The following is a 15,131-nucleotide window of genomic DNA, read 5'->3' on the forward strand; positions in this document are numbered from 1 at the left end:
AAGGTTCATGACGACAATCATGCACTGCAGCATGCGTCATTTACCCTGAGGTGCGCCAGAGGCACAAAGCGAAGCGGCCGGTACTCCCTCCTTCCCGGCGGTAGGAATAGAACGCCTTTTCATGAAAAGTACATATACCACTCGACCTGACCGCGGCCGCCCCCGCGGCGAGCAGCTTCGCCCGGGCGATGCCGGCCAGATCGGCATACCAGTGCGCCACGTCGCGGCCGGGGGTGAAAAATCGGGCAAGCGACGGGGTCTGGTCGACAAAAGCTCGACGCACCTCCTCCCCTACCTCGTAGTGCGCCGCGCCGATTCCCGGTCCGATCCAGGCAACGAAACTTCGGCGCGGGAAATGCGCCGCCACCGCTTCCAGCACCCCGCCGGCGAGCCCGCGCCAGCCGGCATGCGCCACCGCCACCCGGGTACCGTCGCAAGCGGCAAAGGCCACCGGCAGGCAATCAGCCACCAGCACGGCCAGCGGCACGCAGGATTTCGTGGTGACTGCCGCATCGGCCCGTGGTGGCATTTCCTCCCTGGCTTCGCGATCGACATCGAAGACGCGCGTCCCATGCACCTGGTCGAGCCACAACGGCATGGCGGGAAGGAGGCGAGCAAGGCGCAGGCGGTTCTCCGCCACCGCCGTCGGATCGTCCCCCACGTGCGTGGCCAGGTTGAACGTGGCATACGGCTGCCGGCTCACCCCGCCCTCGCGGTCGGTGAGCCGCAGCACCACGTTGCGCGGCGCTTCCGGCCAGTGGATGAGGCGGATCATCGCTTCTCTCCCCGCAAGGTCTCGAGCAGCCGGGTCATGTCCTCGGGCAGGGGCGATTCCCAATGGCATGGCTCGCCGCTTGCGGGATGCACGAGCGAGAGGCAGCGGGCATGTAGCGCTTGGCGGGAAAAACGCGCCGCCACCGCTCGTGGGGCGTAGAGAGGGTCTCCCAAGAGAGGGAAGCCGAGATGAGCCAGATGCACTCGGATCTGGTGCGTGCGTCCGGTTTCCAAGCGGCACTCGACGAGCGTGGCATCGGCAAAGACTTCCAGCGGGCGATAATGGGTCACCGCGGGCTTGCCCTGTGGCACGACCGCCATGCGGGTGCGCGCGCGCGGATGCCGTCCGATCGGCGCGTCCACCGTGCCGGATCGCCCGAGGCGCCCCGCCACCACCGCCCAATATTCGCGGTGTACGGTGCGCGCCTGCAGCTGGCGCACCAGGGCGGTCTGCGCTTCCAGCGTGCGGGCCACCACCATGAGGCCGCTCGTGTCCTTGTCGAGCCGATGCACGATACCGGCGCGCGGCACCGCGGCCAGGCCGGAATCGAGCGCGAGTAGTCCGTTGAGCAAGGTCCCCTCGAGATTTCCCGCTCCGGGATGAACCACCAGACCCGCCGGCTTGTCAATGACGAAAATCGATTCATCGGCATGAAGGAGAGACAATGGCATCGTTTGCGCTCGTGGCGTTTCTCCGGGCACGAAAGGTGGCAGATTCAACGTCAGGCGTTCGCCCCCTGCCAACCGGCGGCGCACCGAGTCGGCGGGCATTCCGTCTACGGTCAGCCAGCCGGCCTCGATCCATGCCTGCAGACGCGAACGCGAATGCTCCGGCCACAGCACCGCGGCGACGCGATCGAGCCGCTCGCCCGCGAGCGCGACCGGCACGAAGCGCATCTCTTCTTCGACCGTGATCGCGTCATCGTCGTCCCCATCCCATTCCGCCTTATAATCGGTCACCGAGTCACTCATGCCCCGATCGTCATCTACCATGATCCTGCGTTCGCTCACCGCGCTCTTCCTCGCCCTTTCGCTCACGCTCACCGGCTGCAGCCTCATCCCCGAAAAAGAGGATGAAACCCGCGGCTGGAATGCGCAAAAGCTCTATTCCGAAGCCAAGGATGCCCTGAACGACGGAAATTATCAACGGGCCGTCGAACTCTACGAAAAACTCGAAGCGCGCTATCCCTTCGGGCGTTATGCGCAGCAGGCGCAGATCGAGACGGCCTACGCCCACTACAAGGCGGGTGAAGCCGAAGAGGCGATCGCCGCCGCCGACCGTTTCATCCGGCTGCACCCGAATCACCCCAACGTCGATTACATGTACTACCTCAAGGGGCTGGCGACCTTCAACGAAGATCTCGGCCTGCTCGGGACGATCTCCAACCAGGATCTCTCTGAACGTGATCCCAAGGGGATGCGCGAATCCTACGAGACGTTCCGCGAGCTCGTCGAGCGCTTCCCCGACAGCAAGTACGCCGACGACGCGCGCCAGCGCATGGTCTATCTCACCAACGCCATGGCCCGCTACGAAGTACACGTGGCCGACTACTATCTGCGCCGTGGCGCCTATCTCGCCGCCGCCAACCGGGCCAAGGCGGTACTCGAAGAGTTTCCCGATTCTCCCGCGCAGGAAGACGCGCTGTGGATCCTCATCCAGGCCTACGACAAGCTCGGCCTGCAGGATCTACGCGCCGACGCCGAACGGGTGATGCGCCAGAATTTCCCGCAATCGGCGTATTTCCACGGGGGCAAGAAAGGCCCGGACAAGCCTTGGTGGCAGCTGTGGTGAGTTTCCCTTACTGGGGTTTTCCCTAGGCGACGGGGCCCTACCCTGCCGGCGCTTTGCGCTACAATCTGCCGTTACACGGCGCAAGCGCCGAGCCCATCCACCCGAGGAGAACCCCATGTCGATGTCCGATCGCGACGGCTTCATCTGGTACGACGGCAAGCTCGTGCCCTGGCGTGAAGCCACCACCCACGTGCTCACCCATTCGCTGCACTATGGCCTCGCCGTGTTCGAAGGCTTGCGCGCCTATGCCACCGAGCGCGGCACGGCGATCTTTCGCCTGCGCGAGCACACCCAAAGGCTCCTCAATTCGGCCAAGATCTACATGATGCCGATTCCCTGGCCGCTCGAGGAACTCATGGAAGCGCAGAAAGAGGTGGTGCGCGCGAACAACCTCGAATCCTGCTACATCCGCCCCATCGCCTTCTACGGCTCGGAGAAGATGGGGGTCTCGCCCAAGGGCGCCAAGGTGCACGTGGCCATCGCCGCCTGGCCCTGGGGCGCCTATCTGGGCGAAGACGGCCTGGAACGCGGCATCCGCATCAAAACCGCCTCCTTCCAGCGCCAGCACGTCAACGTGACCATGCCGCGCGCCAAGCTCTCCAGCACCTACGCCAATTCCATCCTCGCCAACATGGAAGCCACCAGCCAAGGGTACGACGAGGCGCTCCTGCTCGACACCCAAGGGTTCGTCGCCGAAGGCGCCGGGGAAAACCTCTTCGTGGTCAAGGACGGAGTGTTGTACGAGCCCGAGATCGCCGCGGCGCTCACGGGCATCACCCGCGACACGGTGATCCGCATCGCCGAGGAACTCGGCATCCCCTTCGTGTCGCGCAGGCTCACGCGCGACGACATCTACATCGCCGACGAAGCCTTCTTCAGCGGCACCGCCGCCGAGATCACGCCGATCCGCGAACTCGACGACCGTGTCATCGGCGAAGGCAAGCGCGGTCCCATCACTGCCCGCATCCAGCAGCGTTTCTTCGACATCGTCTCCGGCCGCGCGCCCGAGTACGATCACTGGCTCGCCTATCTCTGAGGAGCACCCCGATGAGTACCTCCAATCCACTCGAGACCGTGCGCACGGAGCGCGAGCTCACCGTGCGTGCCGAGGATCTGCCGCTGCACTGCCCGCTTCCCGGTGAGCCGGTCAATCTGCTGCACCCGCGGGTCTTCCTTGACCCCACGGCCGAGGGTGAAGCCGTCTGCCCCTACTGCAGCCGGCGCTTCCGCTTCGAAGGCCCCTTACCCAAACACCACCACTGATCCCTTTTGCGAGCCCCCTGCGATGACGCTTCCCGACGCCAGCCTCTTCAAAGCCTACGACATCCGCGGCATCGTCGATGAGACCCTCACCGAAGACGTCGCCCGCGCCATCGGCCGAGCCATCGGCAGTGAGGCGCGCCGACGCGGCGTGGAGGCGATCGTGGTCGGGCGCGACGGGCGCTTGTCCGGCCCGCGGCTCGCCGCAGCGCTCGCCGAAGGGATTCTCGCCTCGGGGGTGGACGTCATCGACATCGGCGCCGTTCCCACCCCGGTCACCTATTTCGCCGCCGAGCATCTCGGCACGCGCTCCTGCGTCTCGGTCACCGGCAGCCACAATCCGCCCCAGTACAACGGGTTCAAGATGGTGCTCGCCGGCGAGACCCTCTACGGACCGCTCATCCAGGATCTGCGTCGGCGTCTGGCCGAAGGCGACCTGGAAAGCGGCGCTGGGCAACTGCGCCGGGCCGACGTGCGCGAAGCCTACTTCACGCGCATCACCTCCGACGTCAAACTCGCCCGCCCCATGAAGGTCGCGGTCGACTGCGGCAACGGCGTAGCCGGGGCCTTCGCCCCCGAGCTCCTCGAACGGCTCGGCTGCCGGGTCGATGCGCTCTTTTGTGAAGTCGACGGCACTTTCCCCAACCACCACCCCGATCCATCCAAACCCGAAAACCTGCGCGACCTCGTCGAGCGCGTCGCCGCCACCGACGCCGAGCTGGGGCTCGCCTTCGACGGCGACGGAGACCGGCTGGGCGTGGTCACCAAACACGGCAAGATCATCTTCCCCGATCGGCAGATGATGCTCTTTGCCGCCGACGTGCTCTCGCGCCATCCCGGCGCCCAGATCCTCTTCGATGTCAAATGCTCACGCAAACTCGCCGAAGTCATTCGGACACACGGCGGCGTGCCGCTCATGTGGAAGACTGGGCACGCCCTCATCAAGGCGAAACTGCGCGAGACGGGGGCGCCGCTCGCCGGCGAGATGAGCGGCCACGTCTTCTTCAAGGATCGCTGGTACGGCTTCGACGACGGGCTCTATGCCGCCGCGCGCCTGCTGGAGATCCTCTCGCGGCACGACGATCCGAGCGCCGTGCTCGAGGCGCTGCCCGACAGCATCGCCACGCCCGAGCTCAATGTCAAAATGAAAGAAGGCGAGCCGTTTGCCCTCATCGAACGGCTGCAAGGCTATCGCGGTTTCACCGGTGCGCGCGAGATCATTACCATCGACGGCGTGCGCGTCGAATACCCCGACGGATTCGGGCTCGCGCGCGCCTCCAACACCACCCCGGTGGTGGTGCTGCGCTTCGAGGCCGACACGCCCGCAGCGCTCGCCCGCATCCAGGAAGACTTCCGCCGCGCGCTTACGAGCGTGTGGCCGGGGATCGAGCTGCCGTTTTGAACGATCACAGCAAAGCGTCGCCGTAGCCACCGACCGGCGACGCTTCTGCGATCATCCCTGCAGCCGCTCCAGCGCCCACGCCTTGCCCTGCCCGAGCGCCTCGTCGAGCTTGGCCGGGTCGCCGCCGCCGGCTTGGGCGAGTTCGGGGCGACCGCCGCCGCGCGCACCCATCGCCTCGGCCGCGGCCTTGACCCAGTCACCGGCCTTGAGGCGGGCGCTGAGCTCCTTGCTCACCGCGGCGAGCACCACGGCCTTGCCTTCGACTACGGCCCCGAGCAACACCGCGGTCTTGGGCAGGCGGGAACGCAGCGCGTCGGCGAGTTCGCGCAGCGCCTCGGGCGAGTCGGCCTCCACCCGGCGCACGAGCAGTTTCGCCTCACCCGCGGTCTCCGCGGCGGCGGCAAGCGCTGCCGCCTCGGCCTGGGCGAGCCGCTGCACGAGCCGCGCGCGTTCGCGCGCCGCCTCGCGCGTCTGCTCGAGCAAGGCCTCCACGCGGGACGGCACTTCCTCGCGCGCCACCTTGAGCGTCTGGGCGAGCCGCTCCAGCGTACGATCCACGCCTTGCACCCAGCGCAGGGCCACTTCGCCTGCGACCGCCTCGATGCGGCGCACGCCGGCGGCGATCGCGCTCTCGGCCACGATCTTCACCAGGCCGATGTCGCCGGTGCGCGCCACGTGCGTGCCGCCGCACAGCTCCTTGGAGCTGCCGATGGTGAGCACCCGCACCGTTTCGCCGTATTTCTCGCCGAAGAGCATCACCGCCCCGCTCGCCTTGGCCGCTTCGAGGGGCATTACCTCGGCATGCGTGGGGACGTTGGCGAGCACCTCGCGATTGACGAGCCATTCGATGCGCTCGATCTCTTCCTGAGTGAGCGGCTGATGGTGCGCAAAATCGAAGCGCAGACGGTCGGCATCGACGAGCGAGCCTTTCTGCTCGACGTGCGTCCCCAGCACCTCACGCAAGGCTTTGTGCAAGAGGTGCGTGGCGGAGTGGTGCCGTGCCGTGGCGGCGCGAGCCTCGGCATCGACCTGGGCGCGCACGCGCTGCCCCAGCGTGAGCCGCCCCGTACGCACCACGCCGTAATGGCCGAACACCTCGGCCTGGATCTTCTGCGTATCCTCGACGGAGAAGATCCCGTCCGGAGCGCGCAGCTCGCCGCGATCACCCGCCTGGCCGCCCGATTCGGCGTAGAACGGCGTGCGATCGAGCACCACCACGCCCTCCTCGCCCTCGGTGAGTTCATTGACCGGCGTGCCGTTGCAATAGAGCGCCACGATCTGCCCGTCGTCTTCCAAGGTCTCGTAGCCCTCGAAGCGCGTCGTCGGCCCTTCGTATTCGAGCACCGCCTGCATCTTGAATTTGCCCGCGGCGCGCGCCATGGCCTTTTGCCGCGCCATGGCCGCGTCGAACCCGGCTACGTCTACGGTGAAGCCGCGCTCGCGCAGCACGTCGGCGGTCAGATCCAGCGGGAAACCGTAAGTGTCGTGCAGCTTGAAGGCGATTTCGCCGTCGAGCTCACTCTGGCCGTTGGCCTGCATCTGCGCGATCACCGCTTCCAGCAGCGACATGCCGTGCTCGATGGTACCGAAAAAGCGTTCCTCCTCCTGCCTCAGCGTCGCTTCGATCACCGCTTGACGCGCCACGAGCTCGGGGTAAGCCTCGCCCATCTCGGCCACCAGCGCCGGCACCAGTCGGTAGAAGAAAGGCGCGCGCACGCCGAGTTTCCAGCCGTGGCGGATGGCGCGGCGGATGATGCGGCGCAGCACGTAGCCTCGTCCCTCGTTGCCGGGAATGACCCCGTCGGCAATGAGGAAGGAAGCGGCACGGATGTGGTCGGCCAGCACCTTGAGGCTGGGCTGATCGCGGTCGGCGCAGCCCGTGAGTTCCATGGCCGCGGTGATGAGCCGCTGGAAGAGGTCGATCTCGTAGTTCGAGTGCACGCCCTGCAGCACCGCGGCGATGCGCTCCAGCCCCATGCCGGTGTCGACGCTGGGCTTGGGCAAGGGATGCATCTCGCCCTGCTCGTCGCGGTTGTACTGCATGAACACGAGGTTCCAGATCTCGATGTAGCGATCCCCGTCCTCGTCGGGCGATCCCGGCGGGCCACCCGGCACTTCGGGGCCGTGATCGTAGAAGATTTCGGTGCACGGTCCGCAGGGACCGGTGTCGCCCATCATCCAGAAATTATCGGAAGCGTAGCGCGCCCCCTTGTTGTCGCCGATGCGGACGATGCGCTCGCGCGGCACGCCGATCTCCTCGGCCCAGATGCGCCAGGCTTCGTCGTCTTCGGCATACACCGTCACCCACAGCCGCTCGGGCGGCAGCTTGAAAACCTCGGTGAGCAGCTCCCAAGCGTAGGCGATGGCCTCACGCTTGAAGTAGTCACCGAAGCTGAAATTGCCCAGCATCTCGAAGAAGGTGTGGTGCCGCGCGGTATAGCCGACGTTTTCCAGGTCGTTGTGCTTGCCCCCGGCGCGCACGCATTTCTGCGCCGTGGTGGCACGCTTGTAGGGACGCTCCTCCAGACCGAGAAAAACGTTCTTGAACTGGTTCATGCCAGCGTTGGTGAAGAGCAGCGTCGGGTCACCCTGAGGCACGAGCGAGCTGGAGGGCACGATCGTGTGCCCCTTGCTCGCGAAGAAGTCGAGGAAGGTTTTGCGGATGTCGGAAGTTTTCATGGGATGGGCGTCGAATGGGGCGAAAAAGCGAACCATTTAGTTTAGCCGAAAAGCACCCCCCTTGTTCAGGAGGGGCGGCGCAGGAAATCCACCAGGGCACGTTGCCGCGCGCTCGGTGCCGGCCCGGCGAGGCTCACCACGACGTGCGTCGCTAGCCCCACGAGCACGCCGAAAATGCCGCAGGCCACCGGCTGGATGCCGAAGAGCTGCAGGTCGGCTCTGCCACCGAAAGACTCGTGCGTAAGGAAGTAATAAGCAAGACTTGCCGCCAGCCCCGTCACCATCGCCGCCAGGGCTCCGGCAGGAGCCGCCTGGCGCCAGAAGATGCCCAGGATCAGCGTCGGAAAGAGAAGCGAGGCGGCGAGCGAAAACGCCAGGCCCACCAGCAGCAGGATGCTGTCGAAGCGCAGCGTCGCCACCCAGGCGGAAATCACGGCCACGAGCAACAGCAAGGTCTTGCTGACGATGAGCCGGCGCTGGGTGCTCGCCTGCGGCGCGAAGCGGCGATAGTAGAGATCGTGTCCCAGGGCGTTGGAGATGGTCAGGAGCAGCCCGTCGGCGGTGGAGAGCGCCGCCGCCAGACCGCCGGCGGCCACGAGCCCGACGAAGAAGGCGGGCAAGCCGCCCATCTCCGGCAGGGCCAGGACGATGCCGTCGGGATCGAGCGCGAGTTCGGCCAGCTGCAGCTTGCCGTCGCCGTTGATGTCTTCGAAGGAAACGAGGCCGACGCGATACCAGGACACGAGCCAAGCCGGCAGTTCGTCGAAAGAGCGGCCCACGACGTGCTGCAGCACCTCGATCTTGGCCAACATGGCGTAGATCGGCGCGCCCAGATAGAGGAGCGCCACGAAGAAGAGCGTCCAGGCGGTGGACTTGCGCGCCTCCGACACGGTGGGCGTGGTGTAGTAGCGCATCAGGATGTGCGGCAGCGCCGCCGTGCCGCACATCAGCACGAAGAGCAGGGCGAGGAAGTTGATCCGGGCATGCTGGCGCGCCTCGGGCGTCGCACCGTGCCAGGCCCGACTGAAATCGCGCGGTGGCCGGGCCTGGGCGAGCGCCGCATCGCGCAGATGCCGCCAATGGGCGCGTGCCGCTTCCGGCGTCGTCGGCAAGGCCTGGCGCTGGTGCTCCAGCTGATAGATACGCCGCGGATCGCCGCCCTCCTGCCGCAAGCGGGCGAGCTCACGCTCGAGTGTCTCGCGCTCCTCGGCGAGCGAGGCGGGCAGCGCGTCGATCTTGCGCTGATATTGCTCGGCCCGGGCCCGGTAGAGCGCACGGGCGAGCTGCTCGTCGGGGCGGTCTCGCCGTTCGGCCACGCCCTGCGCCACCGTCTGCACCATCTCGCCCATCGCCAGATGCGGCAGCGGCACGCCGTAGCGCTCCACCGAGAGGACGAGGATCGGCGCGAGGTAGGCGACGATGAGAATCAGATACTGCGACACCTGCGTCCACGTCACCGCGCGCATGCCGCCGAGAAAGGAGCATACGAGGATGCCGGCCATGCCGATGAGCACGCCGAGCCCGAAATCCACCCCGACGAAACGGCTGGCGATGAGCCCCACGCCGTAGATCTGCGCCACCAGATAGACGAAGGAGGCGAGCACCACCGCCGCCACGCCGGCAAGCGCCACCGCGCTGCCGTAGCGCTCGTCGAGGAACTCGGGGATGGTGAACCGCCCGAACTTGCGCAGGTAGGGACCGAGCAGGAGCCCCACCAGCACGAAGCCGCCAGTCCAGCCGGTGACGTAGGCCAGCCCCTCGAAGCCCTGATGGTAGATGATGCCGGCCAGGCCGATGAAGGAAGCCGCGCTCACCCAATCGGCGGCGGTGGCCATGCCGTTGGCGATGCCCGGCACGCCGCGGCCGGCGACGTAGAATTCGAGCAGGTCGGAGGTGCGCGCGAGTACCCCCACGCCGGCATAAAGGGCGATGGTGGCGAAGAGAAAGGTAAAACCGATCGCGCGCGCCGACATGCCGAAAAATTCGCCCAGCGCGAGCGCCGCGCAAAAAAGGGCGAACCCGATGAAATAGAAAAAGTAGAAGCGCCCTGCCGAAGGATTCATCGCCCTCCCCGACTCAATAACGCAGGCGCGCGTAATAGGTCTGCTGCGACGCCTCCCGCGCCTGGCGCAGGGTGACCACGCCTTTCTCGGCAAGGAGAGGGATCATCTTGAGAAAGATCTCCGCCGTCACCAGTGCATCGCCCAGCGCCGTATGCCGGCCGAAGACTCTCACCCCGAAATAGCGCGCCAGCGCTTCTAGCGAATGCTCCTGGTTCGGCAGAATGAAGGCGGCCAAGAGCAGCGTGTCGAGCACGGGCTGATCGAAGCGGATACCGAGCTTTTCTTCCTTGAGCTGGAGAAAACGCATGTCGAAAGCGGCGTTGTGCGCCACGAGCACGGTATCCTGGGCGAAGCGATGGAAAGCCGGCAGCACTTCCGCGATCGTCGGCTGCCCTTCCAGCATCTCCGGCGTGATGTGATGCACGGCGATGGAGGCCGGATCGAGAGGACGGCGCGGGTCGATGAGCTGCTCGAAGGATTCGTGCTTCAGCAGCCGGCCATTGACGATGCGGGTGGCACCGATCTGGATGATCTCGTCGCCCCCGGCCGGGTCGAGCCCGGTGGTCTCGGTGTCGAATACGGTATAGCTCAGTTCCGTGAGCGGGCGGTCTTCGAGCGCGGTCGCTTCGGCCGACCAGGCGAAGAGATCGAAATCGTAGAATTCCGGTCGCCCCTCCTCCTGGGTGGTCGGCACGGCGGGCGTCGCTGGCGGCGGCAGGCGCCGCACGGAGCGCTTGCGCGGCAGCGCCAGGCGCACGAACGCGCGATGGCGCGCCTTCTCGCGGTCGAACCACATGGCAGCGCCGTGGCGCTCGAGTACGTCGCGCAGTGTGAGCGGCGAACGGGTCCCACCCAGGCCCAGCGGCTCCAGTTCCCAACCGGTGACGATCTCGTTGCTGAGGCTGCCGCCCGACCACATCAAGTCGAGATAGACGAGGCGATCGTCGCCCGAGAGGCGCAGACGCAAGGTACGCACGCCGTAGTCCTCCACCAGGCGGCCGGCGAGGAAGGCGAGCGCCTGCAGCAGCGAGAAATGATCGGCGTCGAACCACAATTCCTCGTCGAGGATCTCGAGCTTGAGGGCGACGTCGAGGCGGCGCCTCAGGTACGCTTCGGCCGCGCGCACCAGGTCGGCACCGCGCATCGGCTCCAGCGGCCAGCGCGCGCGCAACGCATCGGCGAAGGCGCGCGAGGCCGCCTCCAGGCGCTCGCTCACCGCCTCCACCTCGCGGACGATGACGGCATGAAAACGCGCGCGCATCGCCTCGTCCACGTCGGGCAGGTGCAGCATCTCAGCGGCAAGCCGGATGTTGGCGATGGCGGCGCGATTGCCCTCGGTGAGTTCGAAGAGCAGCTCGTTGCGCGAAGCCTCGCGCTCGATCTGGTCGGTGACGTCTTCCAACATCAAGACGTAGCCGCTGATCTCCTCTCCCGCCGCTTCCCCGGCGATCGGCGAGACGCGCACCCGGATGAGCGCCCCGGCCGGGGTCGCCGTCACCACCTGCATACTCGGGTGCACTTCTCCTTGCCCGCGCAGGGCGTCGATCGAGTCGAAGACGTGCGCCACCAGGTCGGGGTCGAGCAGCGCGTGGATCGAGCGCCCCAGCCCGATCCAGCCGCTTGCCGCCGCCGTGGCAGGAGCGCCGAACGCCCGTTCCAGCCGGCGCGCCGCCTCGTTGTAGAGGATGATCCGCCCCTCGGCGTTGCACACGATCACCGCCTCGGCCAATTGGGCCATCAGCGCGGCCAGACGGTTGCGCTCCTCTTCGACGGCACGGCGCGCCTCGAGCACGCGCTCGTCGAGCCCCGCGAGCAGGCGGTCGCGCTCGTCGGCGATACGGTTGATCGCCTGGGCGAGCGCCACCACCTCGCGCGGCCCCTCTTCCGGCACACGAAAACCCGGGTTGGCCCGACGCAGCACGTCCAAGCCCTCGGCCATGCGCAGCAACCCCTGCACGTAGTGGCGAAAGAGGCGTGCGAGCAACGCGATGCCCAGCGCAAAGCCCGTCGCCGTGGTCAGAAGGCCCAAGGGCAGCCACTGCCCGGCAAGAAGGCGCAAAGTGGCGCGCGCCTCCCCGGAGGCGTCGGCCCAGACCATCACCCCCGTGAGCACGAAGGGGCCGGTCATCAAAGCGGCGAGCACCGCCACCGCCAGCGCGAAGCGCCAGCGCGCCTGCATCAGGCCGCCCCCGCAGTGAGCAGCCGCTCTACGTGCTCGAGCAGCTCCTTGGTGGAGAAAGGCTTGGTGAGATAACCGTCCGCCCCCAGGGCCAGGCCCTTGGCTCGGTCGATGTCGCGCCCGCGCGCCGTGAGAAAAAGGATCTTGCACTCCCCATACCGCGGATCCTGCCGCAAGCGGCGGCAGAGCTCGAATCCGTCCATTCTCGGCAAGGCCGCCTCGAGCAGGATCAGGTCGGGGGCGAATGAATCCGCCAACGCCAGAGCCTCCTCGCCATCGCGCGCCACCGCGACTTCATAGCCGGCCCGGCGCAGAAGAAAATCGAGCGCAATGACGATGTTCTCGTCACTGTCGACCACGAGAACTTTTTTCGCCATTTTCCCCCCGACATTTTTTCGATTTGCGGACTTTCAGCGCGCCAGGTTGCCTCCCTCGCGCTTGCGCTGACGCACTTCGTCCTTGAGTGCCCGGATCTTCGCGTCCAGTTCCGCTTCCCAATAGTAATCGCCCCGCCGGGCACGGCGCGCCTGTTCGAACTGATCGATGGCCGCCTCGAGCCGATCGTCGAGCACGAAGCTCTCGCCCTGGGCCCGATGCACCCAAGCCTCATCCCCCTTGGCTGCGGCCACTTTGCCCAGCGCCTGCCAATAGCGCCGTTCGCCCTTGTCGCGGTCGACGGCTTCGCGCGCCAGCCGCTCGGCCTGGTCGGTCTGCCCCAAGCGCAAAGCCACGTCGATCGCCTCGAGGCGCGGCGCCACCGCATCGGGCGCGCGCTGCATCGCCCGTTCGAGCTTCGCCAGGGCATCGGGCAGACGCCCCTCGGCGGTGAGCACCTCCGCTTCCAGCAGGTCGCGCCAATGCTCGTCGGGCCAGCCTTTGGCGTATTGATCGAAGGCCGCGCGGGCACGTTTGACGTCGTTGGCGCGCAAGGCCGCACGCACCCGGGCCATCTGTCGGTCGATCCCGGTGGCGTTACCGTCGAACACCCGGACCAGGGCCTCGGAGGGGGTGCCGTTCATCGCCATGAGTTTTGCCCGCGCTGCCGAAAAGCCGAGCGAATCGAGCCGCGGACGCAGGGAATACTTGAAAGTCGGCGAGGAGATGCGGTTTTCCAGATCAGCGATCCGGTCGGTCGTCAGCGGGTGCGTGCGCATATACACTGGAGCATTGTTCTCGTAGAGACGGCTCTCGCGCAACAGCCGGCCGAAGAAGCGCGGCGCAGCACTCGGGTCGAACCCCGCCTTGGCGAGGATGTCGAGCCCCGTGCGATCGGCGTCGTGCTCGAATTCGCGCGAAAACCCGAGCTGCTGCTGCACGGCAAACGCCTGCCCACCCGTGGCCGCCGCTTCGGCCACCTGTGAGCCGCCGGTACGCGCCGCGAGGATCGCCAGGATCATCGAGCCGAGCATCACCGCACTCGTCGTCCGCTGCTTGTCGATGAGCTGGGCGATGTGACGGTGGATCACGTGCCCCATCTCGTGGGCGAGCACCGCCGCGAGCTCCGATTCGCTCTCGGCGGTGAGAATCAGGCCGCTGTGCACGCCGATGTAACCGCCGGGCAGCGCGAAGGCGTTGATGGTCGGATCGCGCAGCACGAAGAAACGGTAGCGACGGAAAGGCTGGTCGGAGGCGTCGGCGAGCTTGCGCCCCAAGGCGTTGAGGTAATCCTCGAGTTCGGGATCGTCGATGTAGTTGGGCTCGCGCTCGCGCACCTGCACCATCACCATGCGCCCGACGTCTTCTTCTTCCTGCGTGCTGAAGGCGTCGGTGGCCACGGCACCGAGGTCGGGCAACTGGTAGGCCCACCCCTGGGCGGTGAAGGCGGCAAGCGAGAGGGAAAGAAGTAGGCGGCGCCACATGTCGCCTATGATAGCGAAAAAAGCAGGGAGTTCACTCCCGCCCATAATAGTCCAGATACCACGCTACGAATTTCCTGATGCCCTCGCGCACGCTGGTCTTGGGGCGGTAGCCCACGGCCGCCTCGAGTTCGCTCGTGTCGGCGTAGGTATCAGGTACGTCGCCGGGTTGCAGGGGCAGGTATTCGCGCTTCGCTTTCCGGCCGAGCGCCTCTTCGAGCGCCTCCACGTAGTCGATGAGCGGCACCGGACGGCTCGCGCCGATGTTGTAGATGCGCCAGGGGGCTCGGCTCGACGCCGGATCGGGCGCATCGCCCGACCAGTTCGGGTCGGGTTCGGCCGGCTTGGCGGCTAGCCGCAGCACCCCTTCGACGATGTCTTCGACGTAGGTGAAGTCGCGCGTGTGCCGTCCCTCGTTGAAGAGCGGGATGGGCTCACCCGCGAGGATCTTGCGGGTGAAGATGAAGAGCGCCATGTCCGGGCGCCCCCAGGGGCCATAGACGGTGAAGAAGCGCACCCCCGTGGTCCGAATGCCGAAGAGATGGCTGTAGGCATGCGCCATCAGTTCGTTGGCGCGCTTGGTGGCGGCATAGAATTGCAGGGGATGGTCGGCCGGCTGGTGTTCGGAAAAGGGCAAGCTGGTGTTGGCGCCATAGACGCTCGAGGTGCTCGCGTAGACGAGATGGGGGGGCGTGGCGGCGGCCCGGCAGCATTCCAGCACGTTGACGAAGGCGTCGATGTTGCTATGGACGTAAGCCCTTGGGTTCTCCAGCGAATAGCGCACGCCCGCCTGGGCGGCCAAGTGGATCACCGCGTCGAACCGGTGTGCGGCGAAGCAGGATTCGAGCACTGCGCGATCGGCGAGGTCGGCGCGATGGAAAGTGTACGGCGTGCCGGTGCGCGCGGCCGTGGCCTCGAGCTCACGCAGCCGCGCTTCCTTGAGCGCGGGGTCGTAGTAATCGTTTACGATGTCGATGCCGACGACGCCCACCCCCCGTTCGAGCAGGGTACGTGCCGTATGAAAACCGATGAATCCGGCATTGCCGGTAACGAGGTAGGTGGTCATGCGTGCGCCTTTCGTCGTTGCGATCCGGGAAATTATAAGGTACGCTCATTTCCATCCTCG

General features: G+C 66.6%; 12 protein-coding genes. 4 read left to right on the plus strand and 8 right to left on the minus strand.

The annotated features are described in order from the left end of the window. Positions 1-40: 40 nt before the first annotated feature. Both pgeF and H607_RS0104490 read right to left on the minus strand, forming a co-directional pair. Positions 41-775, minus strand: coding sequence for a peptidoglycan editing factor PgeF (pgeF, locus tag H607_RS0104485; RefSeq protein WP_028874441.1), 735 nt, complete (start codon positions 773-775; stop codon positions 41-43). Further along, positions 772-1,746 (minus strand): RluA family pseudouridine synthase, encoded by a 975-nt coding sequence (locus H607_RS0104490; RefSeq protein ID WP_083961953.1) that lies wholly within the window; start codon positions 1,744-1,746, stop codon positions 772-774. The genes pgeF and H607_RS0104490 overlap by 4 nt, the downstream gene beginning before the upstream one ends. Here H607_RS0104490 and H607_RS0104495 point away from each other — a divergent pair. The 4 genes from H607_RS0104495 (at position 1,745) to H607_RS0104510 (ending at position 5,228) form a co-directional block, all read left to right on the plus strand. Beyond that, positions 1,745-2,566 (plus strand): outer membrane protein assembly factor BamD, encoded by an 822-nt coding sequence (locus H607_RS0104495; RefSeq protein WP_169393588.1) that lies wholly within the window; start codon positions 1,745-1,747, stop codon positions 2,564-2,566. The two genes, H607_RS0104490 and H607_RS0104495, sit on opposite strands and share 2 nt — an antisense overlap. Before the next feature lie 115 nt (positions 2,567-2,681). Then, the gene (locus H607_RS0104500) at positions 2,682-3,602 is read left to right on the plus strand and encodes a branched-chain amino acid transaminase (protein WP_028874444.1); all 921 of its coding nucleotides are present in this window, start codon (positions 2,682-2,684) and stop codon (positions 3,600-3,602) included. Positions 3,603-3,613: 11 nt separating this feature from the next. Further along, positions 3,614-3,829 (plus strand): zinc-finger domain-containing protein, encoded by a 216-nt coding sequence (locus tag H607_RS0104505; protein ID WP_051240657.1) that lies wholly within the window; start codon positions 3,614-3,616, stop codon positions 3,827-3,829. A gap of 22 nt (positions 3,830-3,851) precedes the next feature. Continuing rightward, positions 3,852-5,228, plus strand: coding sequence for a phosphomannomutase/phosphoglucomutase (locus H607_RS0104510; RefSeq protein ID WP_028874446.1), 1,377 nt, complete (start codon positions 3,852-3,854; stop codon positions 5,226-5,228). A gap of 51 nt (positions 5,229-5,279) precedes the next feature. Here the strand turns inward: H607_RS0104510 and alaS are convergent, their stop codons facing one another. The 6 genes from alaS to H607_RS0104540 form a co-directional block, all read right to left on the minus strand. Further along, on the minus strand, positions 5,280-7,907 hold the full coding sequence (gene alaS / locus H607_RS0104515; protein ID WP_028874447.1) for an alanine--tRNA ligase: 2,628 nt from the start codon (positions 7,905-7,907) through the stop codon (positions 5,280-5,282). Between the two features lie 65 nt (positions 7,908-7,972). Beyond that, positions 7,973-9,970 carry a VC_2705 family sodium/solute symporter gene (locus tag H607_RS0104520; RefSeq protein WP_028874448.1) on the minus strand — a complete coding sequence of 666 codons (1,998 nt, stop codon included), beginning with the start codon at positions 9,968-9,970 and terminating at the stop codon, positions 7,973-7,975. Positions 9,971-9,983: 13 nt separating this feature from the next. Continuing rightward, positions 9,984-12,149, minus strand: a complete 2,166-nt coding sequence (locus H607_RS0104525) for a 3'-5' exonuclease (RefSeq protein WP_028874449.1) — start codon at positions 12,147-12,149, stop codon at positions 9,984-9,986. Then, on the minus strand, positions 12,149-12,526 hold the full coding sequence (locus tag H607_RS0104530) for a response regulator transcription factor (RefSeq protein WP_028874450.1): 378 nt from the start codon (positions 12,524-12,526) through the stop codon (positions 12,149-12,151). Before H607_RS0104530 ends, H607_RS0104525 begins: the two co-directional genes overlap by 1 nt. Positions 12,527-12,559: 33 nt before the next feature. Continuing rightward, entirely contained in the window at positions 12,560-14,008 is a 1,449-nt protein-coding gene (locus H607_RS0104535) for a beta-barrel assembly-enhancing protease (protein ID WP_028874451.1), read from the minus strand. Positions 14,009-14,039: 31 nt separating this feature from the next. Beyond that, complete coding sequence (locus H607_RS0104540) at positions 14,040-15,071, minus strand: NAD-dependent epimerase (RefSeq protein ID WP_028874452.1); 1,032 nt, start codon at positions 15,069-15,071, stop codon at positions 14,040-14,042. Positions 15,072-15,131: the final 60 nt, after the last annotated feature.

The sequence above is a fragment of the Tepidiphilus margaritifer DSM 15129 genome (assembly GCF_000425565.1).
GTDB classification, from domain to species: domain Bacteria; phylum Pseudomonadota; class Gammaproteobacteria; order Burkholderiales; family Rhodocyclaceae; genus Tepidiphilus; species Tepidiphilus margaritifer.